Origin of the sequence: Enterobacter cloacae complex sp.6700776 (genome assembly GCF_048284255.1) — a bacterium.
GTDB lineage: Bacteria > Pseudomonadota > Gammaproteobacteria > Enterobacterales > Enterobacteriaceae > Enterobacter > Enterobacter intestinihominis.
This window is the reverse complement of record NZ_JBLVYK010000002.1, coordinates 286975-308979: the sequence shown is the minus strand read 5'-3', so window position 1 is coordinate 308979 and position 22005 is coordinate 286975. Positions and strand designations below refer to the sequence as shown.

General features: G+C 59.7%; 22 protein-coding genes. 10 read left to right on the top strand and 12 right to left on the bottom strand.

The window, feature by feature from the left end; genetic code table 11:
• Positions 1 to 129: 129 nt before the first annotated feature.
• Complete coding sequence (locus ACNQ0T_RS05490) at positions 130 to 1143, bottom strand: LacI family DNA-binding transcriptional regulator (protein ID WP_038416589.1); 1014 nt, start codon at positions 1141 to 1143, stop codon at positions 130 to 132.
• A gap of 214 nt (positions 1144 to 1357) precedes the next feature.
• Between ACNQ0T_RS05490 and ascF the strand changes: the two genes are divergently transcribed.
• Positions 1358 to 2809, top strand: coding sequence for a PTS cellobiose/arbutin/salicin transporter subunit IIBC (ascF, locus tag ACNQ0T_RS05485; protein ID WP_069596900.1), 1452 nt, complete (start codon positions 1358 to 1360; stop codon positions 2807 to 2809).
• 18 nt (positions 2810 to 2827) lie between these two features.
• Positions 2828 to 4252 carry a 6-phospho-beta-glucosidase gene (locus tag ACNQ0T_RS05480; protein ID WP_023298466.1) on the top strand — a complete coding sequence of 475 codons (1425 nt, stop codon included), beginning with the start codon at positions 2828 to 2830 and terminating at the stop codon, positions 4250 to 4252.
• 59 nt (positions 4253 to 4311) lie between these two features.
• Here ACNQ0T_RS05480 and hycI read toward each other — a convergent pair whose 3' ends face one another.
• The 9 genes from hycI to hycA all read right to left on the bottom strand — a co-directional run bounded on the left by hycI (position 4312) and on the right by hycA (position 12123).
• The gene (hycI, locus tag ACNQ0T_RS05475; RefSeq protein WP_022649159.1) at positions 4312 to 4797 is read right to left on the bottom strand and encodes a hydrogenase maturation peptidase HycI; all 486 of its coding nucleotides are present in this window, start codon (positions 4795 to 4797) and stop codon (positions 4312 to 4314) included.
• A complete protein-coding gene (locus tag ACNQ0T_RS05470) occupies positions 4790 to 5200 on the bottom strand; it encodes a formate hydrogenlyase maturation HycH family protein (RefSeq protein WP_023306820.1) in 411 nt (136 codons plus the stop codon). The genes hycI and ACNQ0T_RS05470 overlap by 8 nt, the downstream gene beginning before the upstream one ends.
• Positions 5197 to 5964, bottom strand: a complete 768-nt coding sequence (locus ACNQ0T_RS05465; RefSeq protein ID WP_022649161.1) for an NADH-quinone oxidoreductase subunit B family protein — start codon at positions 5962 to 5964, stop codon at positions 5197 to 5199. The genes ACNQ0T_RS05470 and ACNQ0T_RS05465 overlap by 4 nt, the downstream gene beginning before the upstream one ends.
• Complete coding sequence (locus ACNQ0T_RS05460) at positions 5964 to 6506, bottom strand: formate hydrogenlyase complex iron-sulfur subunit (protein ID WP_003862138.1); 543 nt, start codon at positions 6504 to 6506, stop codon at positions 5964 to 5966. Before ACNQ0T_RS05460 ends, ACNQ0T_RS05465 begins: the two co-directional genes overlap by 1 nt.
• 9 nt (positions 6507 to 6515) lie before the next feature.
• The gene (hycE, locus tag ACNQ0T_RS05455) at positions 6516 to 8225 is read right to left on the bottom strand and encodes a formate hydrogenlyase subunit HycE (RefSeq protein ID WP_022649163.1); all 1710 of its coding nucleotides are present in this window, start codon (positions 8223 to 8225) and stop codon (positions 6516 to 6518) included.
• A 15-nt stretch (positions 8226 to 8240) separates the two neighbouring features.
• Positions 8241 to 9164: a respiratory chain complex I subunit 1 family protein gene (locus ACNQ0T_RS05450; RefSeq protein WP_022649164.1), complete on the bottom strand. Its 924-nt coding sequence runs from the start codon at positions 9162 to 9164 to the stop codon at positions 8241 to 8243.
• 1 nt (position 9165) lies between these two features.
• Entirely contained in the window at positions 9166 to 10980 is a 1815-nt protein-coding gene (gene hycC / locus ACNQ0T_RS05445) for a formate hydrogenlyase subunit 3 (protein ID WP_417929729.1), read from the bottom strand.
• The gene (locus ACNQ0T_RS05440; protein ID WP_022649166.1) at positions 10977 to 11585 is read right to left on the bottom strand and encodes a 4Fe-4S dicluster domain-containing protein; all 609 of its coding nucleotides are present in this window, start codon (positions 11583 to 11585) and stop codon (positions 10977 to 10979) included. Before ACNQ0T_RS05440 ends, hycC begins: the two co-directional genes overlap by 4 nt.
• Positions 11586 to 11658: 73 nt before the next feature.
• Complete coding sequence (hycA, locus tag ACNQ0T_RS05435; protein WP_022649167.1) at positions 11659 to 12123, bottom strand: formate hydrogenlyase regulator HycA; 465 nt, start codon at positions 12121 to 12123, stop codon at positions 11659 to 11661.
• A 210-nt stretch (positions 12124 to 12333) separates the two neighbouring features.
• Here hycA and hypA point away from each other — a divergent pair, with 210 nt between their 5' ends.
• The 6 genes from hypA to flhA all read left to right on the top strand — a co-directional run bounded on the left by hypA (position 12334) and on the right by flhA (position 18082).
• Complete coding sequence (hypA, locus tag ACNQ0T_RS05430) at positions 12334 to 12684, top strand: hydrogenase maturation nickel metallochaperone HypA (protein WP_171932417.1); 351 nt, start codon at positions 12334 to 12336, stop codon at positions 12682 to 12684.
• Between the two features lie 3 nt (positions 12685 to 12687).
• Positions 12688 to 13551 carry a hydrogenase nickel incorporation protein HypB gene (gene hypB, locus ACNQ0T_RS05425; protein ID WP_032625971.1) on the top strand — a complete coding sequence of 288 codons (864 nt, stop codon included), beginning with the start codon at positions 12688 to 12690 and terminating at the stop codon, positions 13549 to 13551.
• On the top strand, positions 13542 to 13814 hold the full coding sequence (locus ACNQ0T_RS05420) for a HypC/HybG/HupF family hydrogenase formation chaperone (protein ID WP_417929726.1): 273 nt from the start codon (positions 13542 to 13544) through the stop codon (positions 13812 to 13814). Before hypB ends, ACNQ0T_RS05420 begins: the two co-directional genes overlap by 10 nt.
• A 3-nt stretch (positions 13815 to 13817) precedes the next feature.
• Positions 13818 to 14939 carry a hydrogenase formation protein HypD gene (hypD, locus tag ACNQ0T_RS05415; RefSeq protein WP_417929724.1) on the top strand — a complete coding sequence of 374 codons (1122 nt, stop codon included), beginning with the start codon at positions 13818 to 13820 and terminating at the stop codon, positions 14937 to 14939.
• Positions 14936 to 15946, top strand: coding sequence for a hydrogenase expression/formation protein HypE (gene hypE, locus ACNQ0T_RS05410; protein WP_022649172.1), 1011 nt, complete (start codon positions 14936 to 14938; stop codon positions 15944 to 15946). The genes hypD and hypE overlap by 4 nt, the downstream gene beginning before the upstream one ends.
• Positions 15947 to 16009: 63 nt before the next feature.
• Positions 16010 to 18082, top strand: a complete 2073-nt coding sequence (gene flhA, locus ACNQ0T_RS05405) for a formate hydrogenlyase transcriptional activator FlhA (protein ID WP_023330179.1) — start codon at positions 16010 to 16012, stop codon at positions 18080 to 18082.
• A gap of 140 nt (positions 18083 to 18222) precedes the next feature.
• On the opposite strand, the gene ACNQ0T_RS05400 is transcribed toward flhA, so the two are convergent.
• Positions 18223 to 18567, bottom strand: a complete 345-nt coding sequence (locus tag ACNQ0T_RS05400) for a nitrous oxide-stimulated promoter family protein (RefSeq protein WP_063200636.1) — start codon at positions 18565 to 18567, stop codon at positions 18223 to 18225.
• A 165-nt stretch (positions 18568 to 18732) separates the two neighbouring features.
• On the opposite strand from ACNQ0T_RS05400, the gene ACNQ0T_RS05395 reads away from it, so the two are divergent.
• The gene (locus tag ACNQ0T_RS05395) at positions 18733 to 18963 is read left to right on the top strand and encodes a SymE family type I addiction module toxin (protein WP_022649175.1); all 231 of its coding nucleotides are present in this window, start codon (positions 18733 to 18735) and stop codon (positions 18961 to 18963) included.
• 113 nt (positions 18964 to 19076) lie between these two features.
• Positions 19077 to 21638: a DNA mismatch repair protein MutS gene (mutS, locus tag ACNQ0T_RS05390; protein WP_048966184.1), complete on the top strand. Its 2562-nt coding sequence runs from the start codon at positions 19077 to 19079 to the stop codon at positions 21636 to 21638.
• A 138-nt stretch (positions 21639 to 21776) separates the two neighbouring features.
• Here mutS and ACNQ0T_RS05385 read toward each other — a convergent pair whose 3' ends face one another.
• Entirely contained in the window at positions 21777 to 22001 is a 225-nt protein-coding gene (locus tag ACNQ0T_RS05385; RefSeq protein ID WP_171932414.1) for a non-oxidative hydroxyarylic acid decarboxylases subunit D, read from the bottom strand.
• Between the last annotated feature and the right edge of the window lie 4 nt (positions 22002 to 22005).

Here is a 22005-nt window from a genome sequence, read left to right as displayed (position 1 = left end):
TTCTCCGGCATAACTGTTATGCGCGAAGCTATTCATAAACCGTGCCAATATTTAATACATTGATTTTAAAGCGAAATAAAAAAGAAGAGGATCTGTCATCGTCATTTGTGACGATGACAGATGTCGACGTCAGCGATGCGGGCCGTCAATGACGGAGCCGCGCAGGATAAGCTCGCCGGAAAAAGTTTGCTGAGGCTTAAACTCACCGCCGTCGAGCATGAAGATCAGGCGGCTGATGGTCTCCTGGATCATCTCCGTTACCGGAATACGCACGCTGGAGAGGGACGGCACGATATAGGGCGCGATTGCCACGTCGTCAAAGCCGATGACGGACACCGCGCCCGGCGTGGCGACGCCGCTCTCGTGCAACTGCCTGATGGCGCCAATCGCCATATCGTCGTTACTCGCCACCAGCGCGGTAAACGTTTCGCCGCGGGTGAGCAGCTGAGAGACCGCCGCCGCGCCGCTGGCCGGGCTCCACTTCCCTTCGGCGATCAGCGCGTCACGCAGGGCAATGCCGTGCTGCGCCAGCGCGTCCTTGTAGCCGGAAAGACGCTCCACGCCGGTGGGGGAATCCAGCGAACCGGTGATAAACGCAATCTCCCGGTGGCCTTTCGCGATCAACTGCGATACTGCGTCCTGACACGACGCTTTATGATCGGACCAGACGCTGTGGCTGCTGTTTTTCCGCAAACGGCGGTTGAGCACCATAATCGGCTGCTCGCATTTCTCAATAATTTCGTCCAGCGCTTCCACGCTCAGAAAACGCGGGTAGATGATCACCGCGTCGCAGCGCATGTCGAGCAGGTACTGGATCGCCTCGCGCTCCTCTTCGGCGCTGTGCTTGCCGTCCGCCAGGATCAGCTGACGCCCCTTCTCTTCCGTCATCCGCGCGGCGTTAAACAGCAGCTCGCTAAAGTAGACCCCATGGTACAGGGTGTTTGTCACCACCAGCCCCAGGGTCTGGGTGCGTTTGGTCGCCAGGTTTCGCGCCAGCAGATTGGGGCGATACCCGCTCTCTTCGATGGCCTGAAACACGCGGTCTTTCGTCTCCTGGCTGACGTAACCGTTCCCCGACAGCACCCGGGAGACCGTCGCTTTCGACACGCCTGCCCGCTTCGCCACTTCCAGCATCGTGGTCATAGTGTTATTCCATTCAAATCTGATGAGCCGCAGTGTACTTCACCGCAGAAAAATTGTCGCAGCGGCGTTATCACGCTTTTTTCGGCCACGAGTGATCGTCATCACGAAACGAAAAAATGTATAAAAAGTGGTCTTGTTTCATTAAAAGAAACTCATGATGATTATGTGAAACCGGTTTCCTACACTTCTCACAACGATAACAGGATCACATCCGATGGCAAAAAATTACGCTGCGCTGGCAAATGACGTGGTTAGCGCGCTGGGCGGTAAAGAGAACATCATCGCCGTCACCCACTGCATGACGCGCCTGCGCTTCGTTCTGAAAGACGAAAGCCTTACCGACGCCGCGCGTCTGAAAAGCATCAGCGGCGTGCTCGGCGTGGTGCGCAACGACAACCAGTGCCAGGTGATCATCGGCAACACCGTGTCCCAGGCATACCGTGAAGTGGTGAGCCTGCTGCCCGCCAACCTGCAACCTGCCGTAGCGGAAGGTCCACAGAAGCTTACGCTGCGCCGGATTGGCGCCGGGATCCTCGACGCGCTGATCGGCACCATGTCTCCGCTGATCCCGGCGATCATCGGCGGGTCGATGGTCAAGCTGCTGGCGATGATCCTTGAGATGACCGGCGTGCTGGGCAAAGGTGACCCGACGCTGACGATCCTGACCGTTATTGGCGACGGCGCGTTCTTCTTCCTGCCGCTGATGGTGGCGGCTTCCGCAGCGGTGAAGTTCAAAACCAACATGTCCCTGGCGATAGCCATTGCGGGCGTACTGGTTCACCCGAGCTTTATCGAGCTGATGGCGAAAGCGGCGCAGGGCGAGCATGTAGAATTTGCCTTAATTCCGGTGACGGCGGTGAAATACACCTATACCGTTATCCCGGCCCTGGTGATGACCTGGTGCCTGTCGTATATCGAACGCTGGGTGGATCGCATCACCCCGGCAGTGACGAAAAACTTCCTCAAGCCGATGCTGATCGTGCTGATTGCCGCCCCGCTCGCCATCGTACTGATTGGCCCGCTCGGGATCTGGATCGGCAGCGCCATCTCCGCGCTGGTCTACACCATTCACGGTTATCTGGGCTGGCTCTCCGTTGCCATTATGGGCGCGCTGTGGCCGCTACTGGTGATGACCGGGATGCACCGCGTGTTTACGCCGACCATCATCCAGACCATTGCCGAAACGGGCAAAGAAGGGATGGTGATGCCGTCGGAAATCGGCGCCAACCTGTCGCTCGGCGGTTCATCGCTGGCGGTGGCGTGGAAAACCAAAAACCCGGAGCTGCGCCAGACGGCGCTGGCGGCTGCGGCCTCCGCCATCATGGCGGGGATCTCTGAACCGGCCCTGTACGGCGTGGCGGTACGTCTGAAACGTCCGCTGATTGCGAGCCTGATCAGCGGCTTTATCTGCGGCGCGGTGGCCGGCATGGCCGGTCTTGCCAGCCACTCCATGGCAGCGCCGGGGCTGTTCACCAGCGTGCAGTTCTTCGACCCGGCCAACCCGATGACCATCGTCTGGGTGTTTGGCGTGATGGGTCTGGCTGTGGTGCTGTCGTTCGTGCTGACCCTGCTGTTAGGGTTTGAAGATATCCCGGTAGAAGACGAAGCCGAAAAAGCACGCGCCCTGCAAACCGCACCGGTACAGAACAAAGCAGCAGAAGCATAAACTGAAAGCGAGGTAAGAATGTCTGTTTTTCCACAAGGATTTTTATGGGGCGGCGCGCTTGCCGCCAACCAGAGTGAAGGGGCTTACCGTGAAGGCGGCAAAGGACTGACAACGGTCGATATGATCCCCCACGGCGCAAACCGTCTGGCGGTAAAAGTCGGCAAGGAAAAACGGTTTTCGTTGCGTGACGACGAATTTTACCCGAGCCACGAGGCGATTGATTTTTACCATCGTTACAAAGAAGACATTGCCCTGATGGCGGAGATGGGCTTTACGGTGTTCCGCACCTCGATTGCCTGGAGCCGCCTCTACCCGAACGGCGACGAACCGTTGCCAAATCAGGAGGGCATTGCCTTCTACCGCGCGGTGTTCGAGGAGTGCAAAAAGTACAACATCGAGCCGCTGGTGACGCTCTGCCATTTCGACGTGCCGATGCACCTGGTGACGGAGTACGGCTCCTGGCGCAACCGTAAGATGGTGGATTTCTTCGCCCGCTACGCCCGCACCTGCTTCGAGGCGTTTAACGGGCTGGTGAAATATTGGCTGACCTTCAACGAAATCAACATTATGCTGCACAGCCCGTTCTCCGGCGCGGGGCTGGTGTTTGAGGAAGGGGAAAACGAAGACCAGGTGAAATACCAGGCCGCGCACCACGAGCTGGTGGCGAGCGCGCTGGCGACCAAAATCGCCCACGAGGTGAACCCGGAAAACCAGGTCGGCTGCATGCTGGCGGGCGGCAATTTTTACCCCTACTCCTGCAAGCCGGAAGACGTGTGGATGGCACTGGAGAAAGACCGCGAGAACCTGTTCTTTATCGACGTGCAGGCGCGCGGCAGCTATCCGGCCTACTCCGCCCGCGTGTTCCGCGAGAAAGGGGTGGTGATTGTGAAAGACCCCGGCGACGACGACCTGCTGAAAAACACCGTCGACTTTGTCTCGTTCAGTTATTACGCCTCGCGCTGCGCGTCGGCGGATATGAACGCGGGCAACACCAGCGCGGCGAACATCGTGAAGTCCCTGCGCAACCCGCATATTCAGGTGAGCGAGTGGGGCTGGGGCATCGACCCGCTCGGGCTGCGCATCACCATGAACATGATGTATGACCGCTACCAGAAGCCGCTGTTCCTGGTGGAAAACGGCCTCGGGGCGAAGGACGTCATTGATGAAAACGGCGAGATCAACGACGACTACCGCATCAGCTACCTGCGCGAGCATATCCGTGCGATGGGTGACGCGATTGAGGACGGCGTCCCGCTGATGGGCTACACCACCTGGGGCTGCATTGACCTGGTCTCGGCCTCAACCGGGGAGATGAGCAAGCGCTATGGATTTGTCTACGTCGACCGCGACGACGCCGGGAACGGCACGCTGGATCGAAAGCGCAAGAAATCGTTCTGGTGGTATAAGAAGGTGATTGCGAGTAACGGGGCGGATCTGGCGTAGCCTGTTTTGCCGGGTGGCGGCGTTGCCTTACCCGGCCTACAAACTGCTCGATGCGGTTTTCACCCTCTCCCCTCTGGGGAGAGGGCCGGGGTGAGGGGCTGAAAACCCCCGTCCCCAACCCACCCTGCAAGCCGTGAATACACCACGTCCACCGCCTCTTTCACTGGCGGCGTCATCGGATAATAAAACCCGACGATGTCCGGCTGAATGCCCAGAAACAGCACCTCACCCACGTCGTCTTTAATCTGATCCACCAGGTAGTTCAGCGGCATGTTGTGGGTGGTCATCATAAACATCTCCGCGATGTCGTCCGGGTCAATCAGGCGGATCTCGCCGGGGTTGAGCCCCATATCGGTGGCATCGACGATTAACAACCTGTCCGGGCGCAGCTCGCGAATGGCCACCACGTCGTTTTCCGGCGCGCTGCCGCCGTCAATCACCACCCAGTTGCCCGGCGGGTTCGCGGCGCACATCTCCGCCAGCAGCGGGCCCGCGCCGTCGTCGCCCATCATGCTGTTGCCGACACACAGTAAAACGTCAGTCACGTAATCTCCTCACCATCAGGTAGATGGCGCTCTCCTGATGAATATCGTGCAGCATGCCGAGCAGCGTTTTGCTCCACGCCTGCTGCGCCGGGTTTTGCCTGCTCAGCGCCGCGTCAAAGGCGTTGGCGAGCATCGTGATATGGTTGGCGTCGATGACGATCTCACCGTACTTCGGCACGCCCTCCATTTTGCGCCGCGCCGTGCTGCCCTCCTCCAGCGTGGCGATCCACGCCAGGTACTCGGGCCACGGGCAGCTTAACGCCGCCTCCAGGCAGTCGATCACCCCGAGGTGGTGCCCAATCGCCAGGCTGTAATAGACCACCTGCTGCGCCGCATCCGGCGTGGCATCGTTCTCATCAATAAACTTACGACTCAGCTGGCTGAACACCACCGTTTCACTCATCGGATACGCGCCTCATCCACAATACTGTTCAGGTTTGCCACGATCTCATTGAGACGCGGATCGTTCTCGGCCTCCAGCCAGCGCGCCACCTGATGGTCGCCCTGGCTCAGCAGACGCAGATAATCGTCTGCAATCTGACGGCCATAGCGGTAACCCGCCAGCCTGCGCGCCGTGCGATCGATCTTCACCCGCAGCGGCTGCACCATATCCGGGTGCAGGAGAGTGGCTGGCTGGTTGTCCAGCTCGCCCGGCTCGCGGGCGTGGATCTTCTGCTCCAGCAGGCCGAGCGCCATGGCAAAACCGTATAGCGTGGCGGCGGGCGTCGGCGGGCAGCCCGGAATGTAAACGTCCACCGGCACGATTTTGTCGGTGCCGCCCCAGACGCAGTAAAGATCGTGGAAGATGCCGCCGCTGTTGCCGCAGGCGCCGTAGGAGATGCAGATTTTCGGATCCGGCGCAGACTGCCAGGCGCGCAGCGCAGGCGAGCGCATCGCGCGGGTGACCGCGCCGGTGAACAGCAGGATATCCGCGTGGCGCGGGGACGGCACCACTTTGATGCCGAAGCGTTCGGCGTCAAACAGCGGTGACAGGGTGGCGAAGATTTCGATCTCACAGCCGTTGCAGCCGCCGCAGTCCACGCGATAGACGTAGGCCGAGCGTTTGATTTTTTTCAGCAGCGACGCCTTCATGCTGGCGATGGACTCCTCCACCGTCAGCGGTACCGGAATGCCGTTAGCGTCGCGCGGGCCGAGTAAGTTTTCCATCAGCTGGCCTCTCTCATATGACGGGTTAAATCGATGCGGTCAGACGGCAGCAGGCATTTCTGACGTTTGCACTCCGGGCAGGTTTCGAAGCTTTCACGGTGATGCTCCGCACGCACGTCGCCGTTGTGCTTCAGCAGCGCGATGGCGTAGTCGATCTCTTTTTGCACGGCGAACGGACGCTTGCAGACGCGGCAGTTGCACAGCGCAAAGCGCGACTGCTGGAGGAAATCCTCTTTTTTCCACACCGCCAGCTCGTACTCCTGAGACAGGCGAATGGCTACCGTCGGGCAGACCTCCTCGCAGCGGCCGCAGAAGATGCAGCGCCCGAGGTTAAATTGCCAGGCCAGCTCGCCGGTTTTCAGGTCCGTTTCCACCGTTAAGGCATTCGACGGGCAGGCGTTGACGCAGGCCGCGCAGCCGATGCACTGCTGCGGGTTGTGCTCCGGCTTGCCGCGAAAGTTTTTATCCACCGGGATCGGCTCCAGCGGATAACTGCTGGTCTGCGCGCCGGTTTTGATCACTTTTTTGATAAAGGTAAACATGACGAGTCCTTATTTCAGCGGCGAGTTCTTACGCTCGATGCTGTAGCGCTCAAGCTCTTTGTACGGCACCACCTGGCTTTTCTTCTTGCGTACGTCCACGACGGTCATGCGGTCGGTGCAGGAGTAGCACGGGTCGAGGCTGCCGATGATCAGCGGCGCGTCAGAGACGGTGTTACCGCGCAGCATGTAGCGCAGGGTTGGCCAGTTGGCGTAAGTCGCCGCACGGCAGCGCCAGCGGTAGAGCTTCTGGTTGTCGCCGGTCATGCTCCAGTGAATGTCATCCCCGCGCGGCGCTTCGGCGAATCCGAGGGCAAAGCGGTTTGGAATGTAGGTGAAGCCTTCCACCATCAGCGGGCCGCCCGGCAGGTTATCAAGGCCGTAGTCGATCATGTTCAGCGCGGTAAACACCTCGTTGATGCGCACCTTCAGGCGGGAGATGACGTCGCAGCCCTGCTCGCTGTGCACGGTCATCGGCAGCAGGCCGTAGCCGACGAACGGGTGATCGGCGCGGGTGTCGCGGGCGTGGCCGCTGGCGCGCACCATCGGGCCGACGTTGCTGAAGTCGCGGGCGATTTCCGGGTCAAGACGACCAATCCCGACGGTGCGCTGCTCAATGTTTGGCGTGCTGAGCAGCATGTCCACCAGTTCCTGCACGTCGCGGCGCATCTGCTGCGCCAGCTGGCGGGTCTGGATCATGTCGTCTTTCAGCAGGTCGCGGCGGATCCCGCCGATCAGGTTCAGGCCGTAGGTTTTACGCGCCCCGGTGAGGATCTCCGCCATCTTCATTGATGCCTCACGCACGCGGAAGAACTGCATAAACCCGGAGTCAAAGCCGACGAAGTGGCAGGCCAGGCCGAGGTTCAGCAGGTGTGAGTGCAGGCGTTCCACCTCCAGCAGAATGGCGCGGATCATCTGCGCGCGTTCCGGCACCACGATCCCCATGCCGTTCTCCACCGAGGTGGTGTAGGCGGTGCTGTGGGCAAAGCCGCAGATGCCGCACACGCGGTCAGAAAGAAACGTGACTTCGTTGTAGCCCATGCGGGTCTCCGCCAGCTTCTCCATGCCGCGGTGGACGTAGAACAGGCGGTAGTCGGCGTCGATAATGTTTTCGCCGTCGACGAACAGGCGGAAGTGGCCCGGTTCGTCAGAGGTGACGTGCAGCGGGCCGATCGGCACCACATTATTCTTCTTGCTGCCCAGCTCGTTGATGAACTCGTAGGTTTCGCTGTCGGTTGTCGGGGCCGGACGCTGGCGGTAATCCATGCTGTCCTTGCGCAGTGGATAGAGTTCATCCGGCCAGTCGTCCGGCAGCACCAGGCGACGCTCGTCAGGCAGACCAACCGGCACCAGGCCGTACATGTCGCGCACTTCGCGCTCGCCCCAGACGGCGGCGGGTACGCGCGGCGTGACGGACGGGTACTCCGGCTTGTTCGGGTCAACTTCGACGCGCACGGTGAGCCAGCACTTCTCGCCCTGCTCCATCGACATCACGTAGTACACCGCATAGTTGCCGCACAGCTGACGCTCGTCGTTGCCGAACAGCACCGACAGCCAGCCGCCCTGCTGGTAGTAGAGAAACTCCACCACTTCCGGGAGGTAGTTCACCTTAATGGTGACGGTTACCTGGTCTTTGGTTTGCCAGGACTCCTCCAGCACCACGCCCGGGAAAGCCTGATGCAACGCGGCGAGATACTGCTGACCTTTCTTTTCTTCAGACATAAACACTCTCTTTAATCACGCCACCAGCAAGGAGACGAACGCTAAAAATGCAAAACCAAAACCAGCCCAGGTAATGCGTGACGTTTCGACAAAACGCAGGCGCGCCATGCTGTTTTCAAACAGGGCAATCACCAGCACGCCGATAAGCAGCTTGAGCGCAGCCACCACAACGGCCAGCAGCAGGCCGCCCGCAGAGAAGTGCGTCATCTGCCCCCACGGGAAGAAAACGCCGACGAACATCTGCAACACCACCAGCTGCTTGAGGCTGATGCCCCACTTCAGCACCGCAAAGCCGTAGCCGCTGTACTCGGTGAGTGGCCCCTCCTGCAATTCCTGCTCCGCTTCCGCGAGATCGAACGGCAGCTTGCCCATCTCGATAAAGGTGGCGAACGCGCAGGCGCAGAGCGCCAGCACCAGCGGGAGCGAACGTGAAACCGGCCAGTGGTAAACGGTGTCGGTGATGAAACTGATGTGGGTCGAGCCAGCAACCTGCGCGGCGACCCACAGCCCCAGCAGCAGAATTGGCTCAACCAGCACGCCGAGCATCGCCTCGCGACTGGCGCCGATACCCGTAAACGGGCTGCCGGTGTCCAGGCCCGCAATCGCAAAGAAGAAACGCGCGATGGCGAAGAGGTAGATCAGCGTAATCAGATCGCCAAGCACGGGCAGCGGCGAGCCCACCGTCACTACCGGCAGCGCGGTGGCGATGGTCAGCATCACGCCGACCATCACGAACGGTGTCAGGCGGAACACCCAACCTGAGGCATCCGGCGCGACGCTCTGACGGGAGAGCAGCTTGAAGAGATCGCGGTACTCCTGGAGCACGCCAGGCCCGCGACGGTTGTGCAGCCGGGCGCGCGCCACGCGCGTGATGCCCGACAGCAGCGGCGCGGCGGCGAACAGCACCAGCGCCTGAAGTATTGCCAGTAACAAACTCATGTCAGGCTCCTCGTGAAATGACAATCACCACCAGCACCGCCAGCTCGATCAGCGCCAGGCGGCGGAACAGCACGGGCACGGCGGCACTCTGCCAGCCCGGCACCCAGCGCACCGGGTTCAGCCAGTGGCGCAGCTTCAGCACGGCGGCGAAGTTCTCCTTCACCGGCATGGCGAAACCGTGGGCGGTGATGACCATCGACTGCTCGTGTTCGTAGCCGCAGGCCCACGCCGCGCCGCGCGAGCGGGAGGCGAGACGGTCGCGTCTGAAGAACAGCATCAGCACGAACGGCAGGAGCGGCGCGGCAATCAGCAGCAGCGCCATCATCGGCTGGGACACGACGGTATGCGCCGTAGCCAGCGGCAGCGGAATGGCGTGGCCCAGAAGCGGCAGCAGCCACGGCGCGGCAACCCCACCTGCGATACAGCACAGCGCCAGCGCGACCACGCTGGTGGCCATCAGCACCGGGGCGCAACAGGCGTTTTCCGCTTCGCGGGTGCGCGGCGCGCCCAGGAAGGTGACGCCGTAAACCTTCGCCATACACATCACCGCCAGTGCCCCGGTAATCGCCAGCCCAACCGCCAGCAGCGGGCCGAGCAGCCGCGCGATAAACGCGTCGCTCTGGCCGAGCGCGAAGAAGGATTGATAGATCACCCACTCCCCGGCAAAGCCGTTCAGCGGCGGCAGCGCGGCCATCGCCATCAGCCCGACCAGCATCGCCAGCGAAATGACGGGCATTTTTTTGCCAATCCCGCCGAGCTTTTCAATATCGCGGTGCCCGGTGCGAAACCAGACGCTGCCCGCGCCGAGGAACAGGGTGCTTTTAAACAGGCTGTGGTTGATAAGGTGATACAGACCGCCAATAAACCCGGCGGCAATCAGCGCCGGCTGGTTGAGCGCCAGCCCGCTGACGCCCGCGCCCATGCCGAGCAGGATGATGCCGATATTCTCCAGGGTGTGGTACGCCAGCAGGCGCTGGATGTTATGCTCCATCAGGGCGTACAGCCCGCCGACAAATGCGGTGATCATCCCCGCAATCAGCAGCGCCACGCCCCACCACAGCGGCGGCTGGCCGCCCGTCAGGGTTATCGTCAGGATGCCGAACAGACCGACCTTCATTACCACGGTGGAGAACAGCGCGGCAGCCGGGGCCGAGGCATTGGCATGCGCCTGCGGCACCCAGCCGTGCAGCGGGATAATCCCGGCCAGCAGGCCAAAACCGATTACGCCCAACAGCCAGACGTCATTCCCCAGCGGCTGGCCGTTAAGCACGGCAAAGTCCAGCGTGCCGAAACGCTGCCACACCAGCCAGCAGGCCAGCGCCAGCAGCAGCGTGCCGAGTCGTCCGAGCGCAAACCACAGCTTGCCGGAGGCGCTGCATCCGGTCAGGAACACGCCGCACAGGGCCATGATTTCAGCCATCACCACCAGCGCGCCGAGGTTGCTGGCGACAACGGTGCAGACCGCGGCGGCCATCAACAGGTTGACCAGCAGGCCGTTGGCGTTGGTGTGCTGATGGCGGTGCCAGTCGATATTAAACAGGCTGATAAACAGCCCACACAGACCAAAGGTGACCAGCCAGATGGCATTTAGCGGCGTAAGCTCAACGGCGTGGTGAATCAGCGGGATGAGGGTGTCGACGGATTGGCCGTCGATCAGGACAGCGCCGCCCGCCGCCAGCGTCATCAGGCTGCCGACCGCTCCGCCGATACCGGCGATCCAGCCGCTCAGCGTTTTATGGAAGGAGAGGAGCAGTGCCAGGACAGCGGCGACGGCAAACCAGGCCACGCCGCTGGTCATCATAACTATCGCGTTCATTTCGCCCCCTCGTTAAGCGCCCGCAGCAGCGAAAGATCGCCGACGTCAGTATTGATGGTCAGCTCGCGCTTGCGTTTGCTGGTGCGGGCGATGTCGCGAATATTAACCAGAATTAACGCTTTGGTCGGACAGGTGCGCACGCAGGCCGGACCTTGTTCATCGAAGCTGCACAGGTCGCACTTCACCGCGACGGCGCGAATGCCCGGCACCCAGTCCAGCAGCGTGCTCACGCGTGCCGGTGCCGGTGGCGCAGGCGGCGCTTTCGGGGTGTTGGCATTCGCCGGAATATGCAGCGGACGGCTGCCGGAAAACTCAATGGCACCGAACGGACAGGCGATGCCGCACAGCTTGCAGCTCACGCACAGGCTTTCGTTCAGCTGTACCGCGCCGTCAACGCGGGTGATGGCATTGACGGGACAGACGCCTGCGCATGGCGCGTCTTCACAGTGGTGACAGAGCTGCGGGGCAGACTCTTTCTCATTACGCATGACGCGCAGGCGCGGCATGGACTGTAGCCCGTGCAGGCGGTGCGTTTCCGAGCACGCCGCCTCACAGGTTCGACAGCCAATACAGACCGTCGAGTCAGCAATTACAAAACGGTTCACCGGGTCATCCTCTGGTGATGGTCATTTTTGACGAAAAAAAACTGTCTTATCGACACTTCTCGACACTCGCTCTTCAGGCCACGTTCGCGGAGGATTTTCCGTCGATCAGCTGTTTCAGGTTGATCGGCTGATCGTGCTCAACGGCAGCGTAGAGGCCGTTATAAACCGGCGCGATTTTCTCCAGATAGTGCTCCAGCACCTGCTGGCGATCGCGGGTGCTGACGTGACCGTCCACCATGCCGTCGGCCATCAGTTGGGCTTTCGCAATACACTGTTTTTCACCCTCTTTTGTCTCAACGTAATACTCAATGGTGTGGCTGTTGAAGCTCTCCGCCAGGGTGACAAAAATCGTGAAGTGACCAAACAACACAAAGCGCATATCCCCCTGCGCCGCGCAGCTCATGGCATGGTGCAGACGGGCTTTTGACAGGGTGATCCCCTGAATCAGAGAGTTGCAGTAGAGGTGCCACTGATCCTGAAGCTGCTGATGACGTTGCGCGATGTAATCCGCTTTTTCGCTAATTTCCCAAATAGTCATAAAAGGTATCCGGTTAATGGAGTTAGCGGCTGTTAAGCAGATTTCGTGCCAGTTTTTAATTTATTGATTTAAATGGATTTTAAAGAGATGCGCACTGTCACCGCTGCGGTGTCGACGTGTCATTTCGACAGCGTTGACATCGTCACGCCGTAACGCAAATCAAGCTGGCACTGTTATTGCATTGAAGGGGCAATTCATTAAGGAGGCGTCATGCACGAAATCACCCTCTGCCAGCGGGCACTGGAACTTATCGAACAGCAGGCTGTGCAGAACCATGCGAAGCGCGTGACCGGCGTCTGGCTGAAGGTCGGGGCGTTTTCCTGCGTCGAGACCAGCGCCCTCATCTTCTGTTTTGAGCTGGTGTGCCGCGGCACGCTGGCGGAGGGTTGCGCACTGCATATCGAGGAGCAGCAGGCGGAGTGCTGGTGCGAGCAGTGTCAGCAGTACGTCACGCTGCTGTCATCGAAGGTACAGCGCTGTCCGCAGTGCCAGAGCAGCGGGCTGCGCATCGTGGCGGATGACGGTATGCAGATCCAACGCCTCGAAATCGAGAAGGAGTAATGTATGTGTAGTACCTGCGGTTGCGCTGAAGGCAACCTGTATATAGAAGGGGATGAACACCGTCCCCACTCCGCGTTTCGCTCCGCACCCTTTTCTCCTGCCCCGCGTCCCGCGGCGGCACTGACCGGCATCACCTTTGCGCCGCAGCGTTCAGACGCGGGCGACCTGCATTACGGCCACGGCGAAGCAGGCACCCACGCGCCGGGCATCAGCCAGCGCGAGATGCTGGAGGTGGAGATCAATGTGCTGGACAAAAATAACCAGCTCGCCGCTCGCAATCGCGCCCGCTTTGCCGCCCGTCAACAGCTGGTACTGAACCTGGTCTCCAGCCCCGGCTCCGGTAAAACCACCCTGCTGACCGAAACCCTCAAACGACTGAATAAACGTGTCTCCTGCGCCGTTATCGAAGGCGATCAGCAAACGGTAAACGACGCGGCGCGCATCCGCGAAACCGGTACGCCCGCGATTCAGGTCAACACCGGCAAGGGCTGCCACCTGGATGCGCAGATGATTGCCGACGCCGCCCCGCGCCTGCCGCTGGCGGATAACGGCATCCTGTTTATTGAAAACGTCGGCAACCTGGTCTGCCCGGCAAGCTTCGACCTCGGCGAGCGGCATAAAGTGGCGGTGCTCTCCGTGACCGAAGGGGAAGACAAGCCGCTGAAGTATCCACATATGTTTGCCGCCGCCTCCCTCATGCTGCTGAACAAAGTCGACCTGCTGCCGTACCTGAATTTCGACGTGGATAAGTGCCTGGCTTACGCCCGGGAAGTGAACCCGGACATTGAGATCCTGCTGGTTTCCGCCACGCGCGGCGACGGGATGGACGCCTGGCTGAACTGGCTGGAGAGCGAACGATGTGCATAGGCGTCCCCGGACAAATTCATTCCATCGTCGGCAGTCAGGCCAAAGTGGAGGTCTGCGGCATCCTGCGCGATGTCGATCTGACGCTGGTGGGCAGCCACGATGAGACCGGCGCATCGCGTCTCGGCCAGTGGGTGCTGGTCCACGTGGGGTTTGCCATGAGCGTGATTAATGAGGAAGAAGCACGCGACACGCTGGACGCGCTACAGAATATGTTCGACGTTGAGCCGGACGTGGGTGCCCTGCTGTATGGTGAGGAACGATAACACATGCGTTACGTTGATGAATATCGCGCGCCTGAGCAGGTGTTGCAGCTTATCGATCGCCTGAAAACCCGCGCGTCCCTGCTGGACTACACGAAAGAAAAACCGCTGCGGATCATGGAGGTGTGCGGCGGACACACCCACGCCATCTTCAAATTTGGCCTCGACCAGCTGCTGCCGGAGAACATCGAATTTATCCACGGCCCCGGCTGCCCGGTGTGCGTGCTGCCCATGGGGCGCATCGACAGCTGTCTCGACATCGCCAGCCGCCCCGGTGTGATTTTTTGCACCTTTGGCGACGCCATGCGCGTACCGGGAAAAAATGGCTCGCTGCTCCAGGCGAAGGCGCGCGGCGCGGACGTGCGGATCGTCTACTCACCGATGGATGCCCTGACGCTGGCGATGGCTAATCCTGAGCGTAAGGTGGTCTTTTTCGGGCTGGGTTTTGAAACCACCATGCCCGCCACCGCTATCACTCTCCAGCAGGCGAAAGCCCGCAACGTCACTAACTTTTACTTTTTCTGCCAGCACATCACGCTTATTCCCACGCTGCGTAGCCTGCTTGAAGCGCCGGACAACGGCATCGACGCCTTCCTGGCACCAGGACACGTCAGCATGGTGATCGGCACAGAAGCCTACGGTTTTATCGCTGAACAGTACAATCGTCCGTTAGTGGTGGCTGGTTTCGAGCCACTTGATCTACTGCAAGGCGTGACCATGCTGGTTGAGCAGAAAATAGCGGCCCTGAGTGCGGTGGAAAATCAGTATCGCCGCGTGGTGCCCGATGCAGGTAACAGACGGGCACAGCAGGCGATAGCCGACGTGTTTAGCGTCGAAGGCGACAGCGAGTGGCGCGGACTGGGGCTGATTGCCGAATCCGGCGTACACCTGACGCCCGCGTATCGCACCTTCGACGCCGAAGCGCATTTCCGCCCGCAGCCGCAGAAGGTGTGCGACGATCCCCGCGCCCGCTGTGGCGACGTACTCACCGGCAAATGCAAACCTCATCACTGCCCGTTATTTGGCAACGCCTGTAACCCGCAAACCGCGTTTGGCGCGCTGATGGTCTCTTCCGAAGGGGCATGCGCCGCGTGGTATCACTATCGCAACCAGGAGTGTGAAGCATGAACACGGTGGAAATGGCGCACGGAAGCGGTGGACAGGCGATGCAGCAGTTGATTAACAGGCTGTTCATGGAAGCCTTTAACAACCCCTGGCTCGCCGAGCAGGAAGATCAGGCGCGTATTGACCTCGCGGCCCTGACCGCCCACGGCGACAGGCTGGCGTTCTCTACCGACAGCTACGTGATTGACCCGCTGTTCTTCCCGGGCGGCGATATCGGCAAGCTCGCCGTCTGCGGCACGGCAAACGACGTGGCCGTCAGCGGCGCGATCCCCCGCTACCTCTCCTGCGGGTTTATCCTCGAAGAAGGGTTACCTATGGAGACGCTCACGGCGGTGGTCAACAGCATGGCGCACACCGCCCGCGAGGCGGGGATCGCCATCGTGACCGGGGATACCAAGGTGGTGCAGCGCGGCGCGGCGGATAAGCTCTTCATTAACACCGCCGGAATGGGGGCGATCCCCGCCGACATTCACTGGGGCGCGCAGCAGCTTTGTGCAGGCGACGTGCTGATTGTCAGCGGCACGCTGGGCTGCCACGGGGCAACCATCCTGAACCTGCGCGAAGGCCTGGGGCTGGACGGGGAACTGCGCAGTGACTGCGCGGTACTCACGCCGCTGATCCAGACGCTGCGCGACATGCCGGGCGTAAAAGCCCTGCGCGACGCCACGCGAGGCGGCGTGAATGCCGTCGTACACGAATTTGCCGCAAGCAGCGGCTGTGGAATTGAACTGACCGAGCGCGGCCTGCCCGTTAAGCCTGCTGTACGCGGGCTGTGCGAGCTATTAGGGCTAGACCCGCTTAACTTTGCCAACGAAGGTAAGCTGGTGATCGGCGTGGAACGCACGGCGGCGGAAGCCGTACTTGAACAACTGCGCGCACATCCCTTAGGGAAAGACGCGGCCATCATCGGCGACGTGGTTGAGCGCAAAGGGGTGCGCCTGACCGGGCTTTACGGCGTGAAGCGCACGCTGGATCTGCCGCACGCTGAACCGTTACCCCGAATTTGCTAGACCGCGCCAAAAGCGGTCAGCGCTGAATGTCTCTTTTTTGCCAGTTTCTATTGGAAAGCAATAATGCCGTATACACCGATGAGCGATCTTGGACAGCAGGGCCTGTTTGACATCACGCGCACACTTTTACAACAGCCCGACCTCGGCGCGCTGAGCGATGCCCTGACGCGGCTGGTCAGGCAATCAGCGCTGGCGGACAGCGCCGCCATTGTGCTCTGGCATAGCGCAACCCACCGCGCGAGCTATTTCTCAACGCGTGATAACGGCAAAATCTTCGAATATGAAGATGAAACGTTTCTGGCCCACGGTCCGGTGCGACGTATTCTCTCCCGCCCGGAAGCGCTGCACTGCAATTTTGACCAGTTTCGCCAGGCCTGGCCGAAGCTGGCAGAGAGCAACCTTTACCACCCGTTCGGCCACTACAGCATGCTGCCGCTGGCGGTGGAAGGGCAAATTTTTGGCGGCTGCGAGTTTATCCGTAATAACGACCAGCCCTGGACCGAGGCGGAGTACGAGCGGTTGCATACCTTCACGCAAATTGTGGCCGTCGTGGCAGAGCAGATCCAAAGCCGCGTCACCAATAACGTGGATTACGACCTGTTGAGCCGCGAGCGCGATAATTTCCGCATTCTGGTCGCCATCACCAATGCCGTGCTGTCGCGTCTCGATATGGACGAACTGGTGAGCGAAGTCGCCAAAGAGATCCATCACTATTTCAGGATCGATGCTATCAGCATTGCGCTGCGCGGCAACCGTAAGGGCAAGCTGAACATCTACTCCACCCACTACCTCGACGAAGCTAACCCGGCGCACGAGCAAAGCGAAGTGGACGAAGCGGGAACCCTGTCTGAACGGGTATTTAAAAGCAAAGAGATCCTGCTGTTAAACCTCAGCGAGCAGGATCCGGTAGCGCCCTACGAGCGGATGCTGTTTAACACCTGGGGCAACAAGATCCAGACCCTGTGCCTGCTGCCGCTGATGTCCGGCAACACCATGCTCGGCGTGCTTAAACTGGCGCAGTGCGATGAAGCCGTATTTACCACCGCCAACCTGAAGCTGCTGCGCCAGATCGCCGAACGTATCTCCATTGCGCTGGATAACGCCCTCGCCTATCAGGAGATCCACCGTCTGAAAGAACGGCTGGTGGACGAAAACCTGGCGCTGACCGAGCAGCTCAACAATGTGGACAGCGAGTTTGGCGAAATCATCGGACGCAGCGATGCCATGTACAACATCCTCAAGCAGGTGGAGATGGTGGCGCAGAGCGACAGCACGGTGCTGATCCTCGGTGAAACCGGCACAGGAAAAGAGCTGATTGCCCGGGCGATCCACAACCTGAGCAACCGCAACAGCCGCCGGATGGTGAAGATGAACTGCGCGGCGATGCCTGCGGGCTTACTGGAAAGCGACCTGTTCGGCCACGAGCGCGGCGCGTTTACCGGCGCCAGCAGCCAGCGGCTGGGCCGTTTTGAACTGGCGGATAAAAGCTCATTGTTCCTCGACGAAGTGGGCGATATGCCGCTGGAGCTTCAGCCTAAGCTGCTGCGCGTTTTGCAGGAGCAGGAGTTCGAGCGCCTCGGTAGCAACAAGCTAATCCAGACCGACGTGCGTCTGATTGCCGCCACCAACCGCGATCTGAAAAAAATGGTCGCCGACCGCGAGTTTCGCAGCGATCTTTACTATCGTCTGAACGTCTTCCCGATCTGCCTGCCGCCGCTGCGCGAACGCCCGGAAGATATTCCGCTGCTGGTGAAAGCCTTTACCGCGAAGATTGCCCGCCGGATGGGGCGAAATATCGACAGTATTCCTGCCGAAACGCTACGCACCCTTTCGGCGATGGAGTGGCCGGGGAACGTGCGCGAGCTGGAAAACGTCATTGAGCGCGCGGTCCTGCTGACGCGCGGGAACGTGCTCCAGCTCTCCCTGCCAGAGGTTACTCTCTCTGAAACGACCGTGGCCGCAAGCGAGCTTGCGAAAGAGGGAGAAGATGAATATCAGCTCATTATGCGAGTGCTGAAGGAGACCAACGGCGTGGTAGCCGGACCGAAAGGTGCGGCGCAACGGCTGGGGCTGAAGCGTACCACTCTGCTCTCGCGTATGAAGCGTCTGGGAATCGATAAAGAGAGCCTGAAATAACCCGTCATTCCGGCGGCGAGCGTCAGCGGGTACATATCGCTCCCGCGCTGGCGCACGGATATTTGGTGCTCTTTTTCTGTCTGCCTGCGCCGCGCCGTCGCCCTGAGCGTGATTTGTCGTCCACTGCGGCGCTGAGCCGGTTATTTTTTGGGCCGATACTTTTCCGGTAATTCCGGAACCGGACGACGATCGTCGATCAGATGTCGGATGGTCAGAATCGGATGACGCCATAACATACGTGGCCCTGCCCAGCGCATTACCTGCTTCATCTCTTCCCGTCGGGCGGGCTGATAACAGTGCACCGGGCACTGTTTGCAGGCAGGTTTTTCCTCACCAAACACGCATTTATCCAGCCGCTTATCGGCATAAGCCTTAAGCGCCGAATAGTGCCCCTCTTCCTTTATGGCGTATGGACACCTGTTTTCGTACAGGGCGATCATTCTGGCGATCGTCTTTTTTTCTCGTGAAATACGTTTACCGGACATAACGTCGTCCTCAACAATAAAGTGTATTTATAATACCTTTTTATCCGCACATTTTCAGTTATTGCATTCCGTTTTCTGAAGCGTCCTTCCAGAATTACCCCTCCCCTCGCTGCGTTTTACTGGTATTTTATACAGGTGTAAATAACCGCATTCACCGGAGAGCTTATGCAACAGATCGCGATCGCCAAACCCTATCGGCACTTAAAAGTGGGTTACTTCAGAAAACGTCATGAAGACCGTAAAACGAAAATTCCAAAACGCTACAGCGTACACGCAGCGCTAAGCCTGAAAGGCGACTGGCTTGAACAAGCGGGATTTACCACCAACTCGCAGGTTCGGGTGGGCGTCGAGCACGGAAAAATCATCATTGAATTAATAGCGGAAGATGCCTCGTAAAGTCGTGACTTTTTTCTGCGCCGCACCTTTTTTTCATGCGACAATAGAAGGAACAATCGGCCATTGAGCCGCTCAAAGCGTAATATTTTCAAAGAAATGGATATCATAACTCCATGAGCACAATCGACAATTTCGACGCGCATACGCCGATGATGCAGCAGTACCTGAAGCTGAAGGCACAGCATCCGGAAATTCTGCTGTTTTACCGTATGGGCGATTTTTACGAGCTTTTTTATGACGATGCGAAACGTGCGTCTCAGCTGCTCGACATTTCTCTGACGAAACGTGGCGCGTCGGCAGGCGAGCCCATCCCGATGGCGGGTATCCCGCATCACGCGGTTGAAAACTATCTGGCGAAGCTGGTGAACCAGGGCGAGTCTGTCGCTATCTGCGAACAAATTGGCGACCCGGCCACGTCGAAAGGCCCCGTTGAGCGCAAGGTCGTACGCATCGTGACGCCGGGAACCATCAGCGATGAAGCCCTGCTTCAGGAGCGCCAGGATAACCTGCTGGCGGCGATCTGGCAGGACGGTAAAGGGTTTGGCTACGCCACGCTGGATATCAGCTCCGGTCGTTTTCGCCTGAGTGAACCGGCTGACCGTGAAACCATGGCGGCTGAACTACAGCGCACTAATCCGGCAGAACTGCTTTATGCAGAGGATTTCGCCGAGATGGCGCTGATTGAAGGTCGCCGCGGCCTGCGTCGTCGTCCACTGTGGGAGTTCGAAATTGATACCGCGCGCCAGCAGCTGAACCTGCAATTTGGCACGCGCGATTTGATTGGCTTTGGTGTGGAAAATGCCCCGCGCGGGCTATGTGCCGCAGGCTGCCTGTTGCAGTACGTGAAGGATACGCAGCGTACCGCCCTGCCCCATATCCGTTCAATTACCATGGAGCGTCAGCAGGACAGCATCATCATGGATGCCGCCACGCGCCGCAACCTGGAGATCACGCAGAACCTCGCTGGCGGCATGGAAAATACGCTGGCGTCGGTTCTTGACAGCACGGTTACCCCCATGGGCAGCCGTATGCTCAAACGCTGGCTGCATATGCCGATCCGCAACACCGAAACGCTGATTGGCCGTCAGCAAACCATTGCCGCATTGCAGGATCGTTACACCGAATTGCAGCCGGTGCTGCGTCAGGTGGGTGACCTTGAGCGTATCCTGGCGCGCCTGGCATTGCGTACCGCGCGTCCACGCGATCTCGCCCGTATGCGTCACGCTTTCCAGCAGTTGCCGGAACTGCGCGCTCAGCTGGGAGAGATCGACAGCGCGCCAGTGCAAAAGCTGCGCGAAACCATGGGCGAATTTACCGAGCTTCGCGAACTGCTGGAACGCGCCATCATTGATGCGCCGCCTGTTCTGGTGCGGGATGGCGGGGTTATTGCTCCGGGTTATAACGAAGAGCTGGACGAATGGCGTGCGCTGGCCGATGGCGCGACGGATTATCTGGATAAGCTGGAAATCCGCGAGCGTGAACGTCTGGGGCTCGACACCCTGAAAGTCGGCTACAACGCCGTACACGGTTACTATATCCAGATCAGTCGTGGGCAGAGCCACCTGGCACCGATTCACTACGTTCGCCGCCAGACGCTGAAAAATGCCGAGCGCTACATTATTCCCGAGCTGAAAGAGTACGAAGACAAAGTGCTCACGTCGAAAGGTAAAGCGCTGGCGCTGGAGAAACAGCTGTATGACGAGCTGTTCGACATCCTGTTGCCGCATCTGGCTGACCTTCAAATGAGCGCCGCTGCGCTGGCCGAGCTGGATGTGCTGGTAAACCTGGCCGAGCGCGCCGAAACGCTGAACTACACCTGTCCAACCTTTACTGACAAGCCCGGCATTCGCATTACCGAAGGTCGCCATCCGGTGGTTGAGCAGGTGCTGAACGAGCCGTTTATTGCCAACCCGTTGAACCTGTCACCGCAGCGAAGAATGCTGATCATTACCGGCCCCAATATGGGCGGTAAAAGTACCTATATGCGCCAGACAGCCCTTATCGCGCTGCTCGCCTACATCGGCAGCTACGTTCCGGCGCAGAAGGTTGAGATTGGCCCTGTCGACCGTATCTTCACCCGTGTGGGTGCGGCGGACGATCTGGCGAGCGGTCGCTCTACCTTTATGGTCGAGATGACCGAAACCGCCAACATTCTGCATAACGCGACAGAGAACAGTCTGGTGTTGATGGACGAAGTAGGACGCGGTACCTCCACCTATGACGGCCTGTCCCTGGCCTGGGCGTGCGCGGAAAGTCTGGCGAATAAAATCAAGGCGCTGACGCTGTTCGCGACGCACTATTTCGAACTGACACAGCTGCCAGAGAAAATGGAAGGCGTGGCTAACGTCCACCTTGATGCGCTTGAGCACGGCGACACCATCGCCTTTATGCACACGGTGCAGGACGGCGCGGCAAGCAAGAGCTATGGCCTGGCCGTCGCCGCGCTGGCGGGTGTGCCGAAAGAGGTGATTAAGCGCGCGCGTCAGAAATTGCGTGAGCTGGAAAGTTTGTCACCGAATGCGGCAGCTACGCAGATAGATGGTACGCAGATGTCACTGCTGGCGGTGCCGGAAGAGACCTCTCCGGCTGTGGAAGCGCTGGAAAATCTCGATCCGGACTCGCTGACGCCGCGTCAGGCGCTGGAGTGGATTTATCGGTTGAAGAGTCTGGTTTAGTTCTCTGCGGTCTTTTTTGCCGGGTGGCGGCTTCGCCTTACCCGGCCTACAAAACCCGTAGGCCCGGTAAGCGTAGCGCCACCGGGCAAAAGACCGCACAATATTATCGCCCGGTAAGCGCAGCCGCCTCCGGGCTTTTTATAACAGCAGCGGCGGGATCGTCGGCACCTGCGGTGCCTCATCAATATCCTTCTGCGTCATGCGGAACGCTTCCGGGTAATGCTCGCGGCTGGTACGGCGCAGCGGTTCGGTATCGCGCCAGGTATACAGACAGTGCTGACACTGGTATACCGTCCAGACACCTTTCACCGGTGATGTTGCCATCACTTCAATATGTTCATCGGCACAACGTGGACAAATCATTTTT

Bases quoted from the DNA above. Each gene is read 5' to 3' on its own strand.
- ACNQ0T_RS05490 (WP_038416589.1), bottom strand. From the start codon at position 1,143: ATGACCACGATGCTGGAAGTGGCGAAGCGGGCAGGCGTGTCGAAAGCG.
- ascF (WP_069596900.1), top strand. From the start codon at position 1,358: ATGGCAAAAAATTACGCTGCGCTGGCAAATGACGTGGTTAGCGCGCTG.
- ACNQ0T_RS05480 (WP_023298466.1), top strand. From the start codon at position 2,828: ATGTCTGTTTTTCCACAAGGATTTTTATGGGGCGGCGCGCTTGCCGCC.
- ACNQ0T_RS05470 (WP_023306820.1), bottom strand. From the start codon at position 5,200: ATGAGTGAAACGGTGGTGTTCAGCCAGCTGAGTCGTAAGTTTATTGAT.
- ACNQ0T_RS05465 (WP_022649161.1), bottom strand. From the start codon at position 5,964: ATGGAAAACTTACTCGGCCCGCGCGACGCTAACGGCATTCCGGTACCG.
- ACNQ0T_RS05460 (WP_003862138.1), bottom strand. From the start codon at position 6,506: ATGTTTACCTTTATCAAAAAAGTGATCAAAACCGGCGCGCAGACCAGC.
- hycE (WP_022649163.1), bottom strand. From the start codon at position 8,225: ATGTCTGAAGAAAAGAAAGGTCAGCAGTATCTCGCCGCGTTGCATCAG.
- ACNQ0T_RS05450 (WP_022649164.1), bottom strand. From the start codon at position 9,164: ATGAGTTTGTTACTGGCAATACTTCAGGCGCTGGTGCTGTTCGCCGCC.
- hycC (WP_417929729.1), bottom strand. From the start codon at position 10,980: ATGAACGCGATAGTTATGATGACCAGCGGCGTGGCCTGGTTTGCCGTC.
- hycA (WP_022649167.1), bottom strand. From the start codon at position 12,123: ATGACTATTTGGGAAATTAGCGAAAAAGCGGATTACATCGCGCAACGT.
- hypA (WP_171932417.1), top strand. From the start codon at position 12,334: ATGCACGAAATCACCCTCTGCCAGCGGGCACTGGAACTTATCGAACAG.
- hypB (WP_032625971.1), top strand. From the start codon at position 12,688: ATGTGTAGTACCTGCGGTTGCGCTGAAGGCAACCTGTATATAGAAGGG.
- ACNQ0T_RS05420 (WP_417929726.1), top strand. From the start codon at position 13,542: ATGTGCATAGGCGTCCCCGGACAAATTCATTCCATCGTCGGCAGTCAG.
- hypD (WP_417929724.1), top strand. From the start codon at position 13,818: ATGCGTTACGTTGATGAATATCGCGCGCCTGAGCAGGTGTTGCAGCTT.
- hypE (WP_022649172.1), top strand. From the start codon at position 14,936: ATGAACACGGTGGAAATGGCGCACGGAAGCGGTGGACAGGCGATGCAG.
- flhA (WP_023330179.1), top strand. From the start codon at position 16,010: ATGCCGTATACACCGATGAGCGATCTTGGACAGCAGGGCCTGTTTGAC.
- ACNQ0T_RS05400 (WP_063200636.1), bottom strand. From the start codon at position 18,567: ATGTCCGGTAAACGTATTTCACGAGAAAAAAAGACGATCGCCAGAATG.
- ACNQ0T_RS05395 (WP_022649175.1), top strand. From the start codon at position 18,733: ATGCAACAGATCGCGATCGCCAAACCCTATCGGCACTTAAAAGTGGGT.
- mutS (WP_048966184.1), top strand. From the start codon at position 19,077: ATGAGCACAATCGACAATTTCGACGCGCATACGCCGATGATGCAGCAG.
- ACNQ0T_RS05385 (WP_171932414.1), bottom strand. From the start codon at position 22,001: ATGATTTGTCCACGTTGTGCCGATGAACATATTGAAGTGATGGCAACA.